The organism is Pricia sp. (assembly GCF_041745955.1).
GTDB lineage: Bacteria > Bacteroidota > Bacteroidia > Flavobacteriales > Flavobacteriaceae > Pricia.
In genome coordinates, this window is sequence record NZ_JBGTHY010000554.1 from 1 (window position 1) to 2,883 (window position 2,883).

Annotated in this window: 4 protein-coding genes; 1 reads left to right on the forward strand and 3 read right to left on the reverse strand. The window is 43.0% G+C overall.

Annotated features, from left to right (window positions below; all coding sequences use genetic code 11):
• Positions 1-281: TRAP transporter large permease subunit (locus tag ACEW8S_RS19990; protein WP_373519872.1), on the forward strand; the 281-nt coding region annotated here is incomplete at its 5' end.
• Positions 282-883: 602 nt separating this feature from the next.
• Here the strand turns inward: ACEW8S_RS19990 and ACEW8S_RS19995 are convergent.
• The 3 genes from ACEW8S_RS19995 to ACEW8S_RS20005 form a co-directional block, all read right to left on the reverse strand.
• Positions 884-1,735 carry a formylglycine-generating enzyme family protein gene (locus ACEW8S_RS19995; RefSeq protein ID WP_373519873.1) on the reverse strand — a complete coding sequence of 284 codons (852 nt, stop codon included), beginning with the start codon at positions 1,733-1,735 and terminating at the stop codon, positions 884-886.
• Between the two features lie 51 nt (positions 1,736-1,786).
• Complete coding sequence (locus ACEW8S_RS20000) at positions 1,787-2,542, reverse strand: DUF1080 domain-containing protein (protein ID WP_373519874.1); 756 nt, start codon at positions 2,540-2,542, stop codon at positions 1,787-1,789.
• A 47-nt stretch (positions 2,543-2,589) separates the two neighbouring features.
• Positions 2,590-2,883, reverse strand: a 294-nt coding sequence (locus ACEW8S_RS20005; protein WP_373519875.1) for a hypothetical protein, incomplete at its 5' end; no start/stop codon positions are given.

Genomic DNA, 2,883 nt, shown 5'->3' on the forward strand with positions numbered 1-2,883 from the left:
CCGCGTTATTGATTTTGTTCCCGATTTTACTGAAGGTAGCCTTGGCGGTAGATGTCGACCCTATCCATTTTGCAATTATTGCGGTATTGAACCTGATTATCGGCCTGACAACACCACCTGTCGGGGTCTGTCTTTTTGTGGCTTCCAGTATCGGAAGGATATCGATAGGGGCGGTCAGTAGGGCAGGGCTTCCTTTTTTGCTGGTCAGTTGGATTGTGTTGGTTTTGGTCACTCTGTTCCCCTGGTTTTCGTTGGTATTGCCCAATTTGTTTATGGATTGATTTTCATCAATCCAAATATATTCATCTAATTGGGTGGAAACACGGGCAATGAAAAAGGCAGCTACATTTTTTGTAACTGCCTGATTTCTAGTAGCGGGGACTGGACGCGAACCAGGGACCTTAGGGTTATAAGTCGCAGAAATACTGGTTTTATAGGGTCTTATATTTATCTATATAATTGAAAATCAATTACTTACATTTTATGTTAAAATAGGTAAAACCATAAAAACCTCAAAATGGTTTAGGTAAAATGTTTTGGTTGGCGTACATATTTAGAGGAAATATTCTACCGAAATGGCCTCGATAAAGACAGTACTTTGGAAACATGATCAAAAGAAAGATGGCACTTTTCCATTTGGCTTTTCGAATTACCCAGCTCGGAAGAGATGTTCAACGGTTTCAAAGAAGAATTTACAGATTTTACAAAATTTAGGCGGTAAGGAAAGGGCATGGGGCTGTCGTGGTAAAATTCAAATACGTGCTTTTGGACAGGAATCTTGCGCCCTGAACGGCGCTTTTTGTGGATAGGGGGAAGGAAGAAAAAGTCCACATTAAAACGGTAATAATGGAAAATAGAGAGCGATTTTATACTTATACTTAAATTATTTAACCTCTCTTACAATCCGAAACCCTACATCATAACCATTCCCCGGTCCACCGGCGTGATAGAAATAGGTTGCATTGGCTACATCGGAGATAAAACTTCCTCCCCTCAAGACGTGGACCTCACCCGATTCGGGAGGTACAGTGTCCGGGAAGGTTTTATTGTTATAATAGTCCGCTACCCATTCCCATACATTGCCCAACATGTCGTACAGGCCCCATGCATTGGGTTTCATCTGGCCAACAGGACGTGTACCGCCTTTATTGGTATCCTGAATCCAGGCACTTTCTCGGGTTTCTCCCCATGAGAGCAGTTCCCTGTTTCCGGCACGGGCGGCATATTCCCACTCAAATTCCGTCGGCAGTCGGTATTCCGCAGTGGAATCCAATGAATTCAGTTTTTTAATGAAAGCCTGAGCTTGCGACCATGTAACATTCTCAACGGGATGTTGACCAGATTCGCCTTCTATCTTATCTCCCTGAAAAAAAGAAGGATTTGAGCCCATTACTTTTTCCCATTGCCCTTGGGTCACCTCATGTTTACCAATGTAATAGGGTTCTTCCACGATCACCATAAATCCTGGTCTTGAATGACGGTTTGCCAATCTTTGACAGTTTTCGAAGTCTTCTTGCGTCCACCTTTCCTTCTCGTCCACGTCCCTCGTGTCGGGCGGGTCTGGACATTCAAGTTCAACCCGGCCTACCCTCATACTCCCCGGCTGGATCAACCGAAATTCCATCCCAATCCCATTGGTCCAGGTAAGCTTTTTGGTATCCGTAGCTTTCTGCTGAGCCAAGATAGAGGTCGTTGCCAAGATCGTGATCAAAACCAATACCAATGCTACCCTCATATATCATTTATTCGAGTTATGACTTTCCATATCAATACTAAATGGATGGATTTATTTTATTTCTTTTATAGCAATATTCCTGTAAGCATGTGCCGCCCCGGGCTTCCATGAGTAATCACAACAGTCACCCCCGGGTACCGGAGAAACAGATTGGCTCCAATGCAACTGCAAAGCGATCATTCCTTCTGTGGCATCTGCAATCAAATCATTGCGTTCAGCTTGTACATCCCACATCTGCACCCCATTGACCCATAAAGTTATGTGTGGCTTTTCTCCAACGACCCGAAGACGGAAGGAATTCCACCCATCCTCATTCCATACCCGTTCTAAATCCGTTGCGTCCGCGGTAGTGGTCGTATGGAGCATTTCTCCTATCAGATTTCCCGTCCCTTTTCCACCATCCCCGGAAATTTCGATTTGATAGGCAGAACCACTTTCATTGGACCGGAAAAAAATCCCGCCATTGGTACCGTTTTCACCTTTGAATTCAAGATATAGTTCAAAATCCCCATACTTCTTATCAGTGAGTAAAATTCCACCTCGACCAAAAGGATGTTGTTTCATAACTAAGGAACCATCCTTTATAGAAAAGTTTCCCGTAGTTCCATGGTGATTGGTTTTGCTGATATGCCATCCCGAAAGATCCTTCCCGTTAAATATAGAAGTAAGACCATCAGGAGTTTTACCGGTTTGAGCCTGGAGCGCGGTTATTGCGATTATCATAGTCCAACATGACAATCCTTTGCGTAGGACACCCCTATTGTAAAAAACAATCTTAGAAGGTATTTTTGAATGATCGATATCCATCTTTATTAGTTTCAATTTATCCTTTTTAAGGATAGGATCCCATTTTTTTACTGTTCAAATCCAATTCCGGTCATAATAATCAAAGCGTCACTGTCCTTAGCTTCTGAATTGTGAACTACTATATATAAATCATGGATTCCATTCACTTCCGAGACATCCATAGAAATTGGCTCCTCCCAATCGTCGTCAAAGAAAGGCCCATCTCCTTCTTCAGTATCCGGCGGTATTAGCTTGTAAGGTTTACCTATTAATTTTCCAGTTGGAGAACCCAGCCTGATCTCAACGGTCGCACCGATAAAGTGAGACCAGTGCCAGAACCTAGTAATTGCTCCAATTTTAAT

Bases quoted from the DNA above. Each gene is read 5' to 3' on its own strand.
- ACEW8S_RS20000 (WP_373519874.1), bottom strand. From the start codon at position 2,542: ATGGATATCGATCATTCAAAAATACCTTCTAAGATTGTTTTTTACAAT.
- ACEW8S_RS19995 (WP_373519873.1), bottom strand. From the start codon at position 1,735: ATGAGGGTAGCATTGGTATTGGTTTTGATCACGATCTTGGCAACGACC.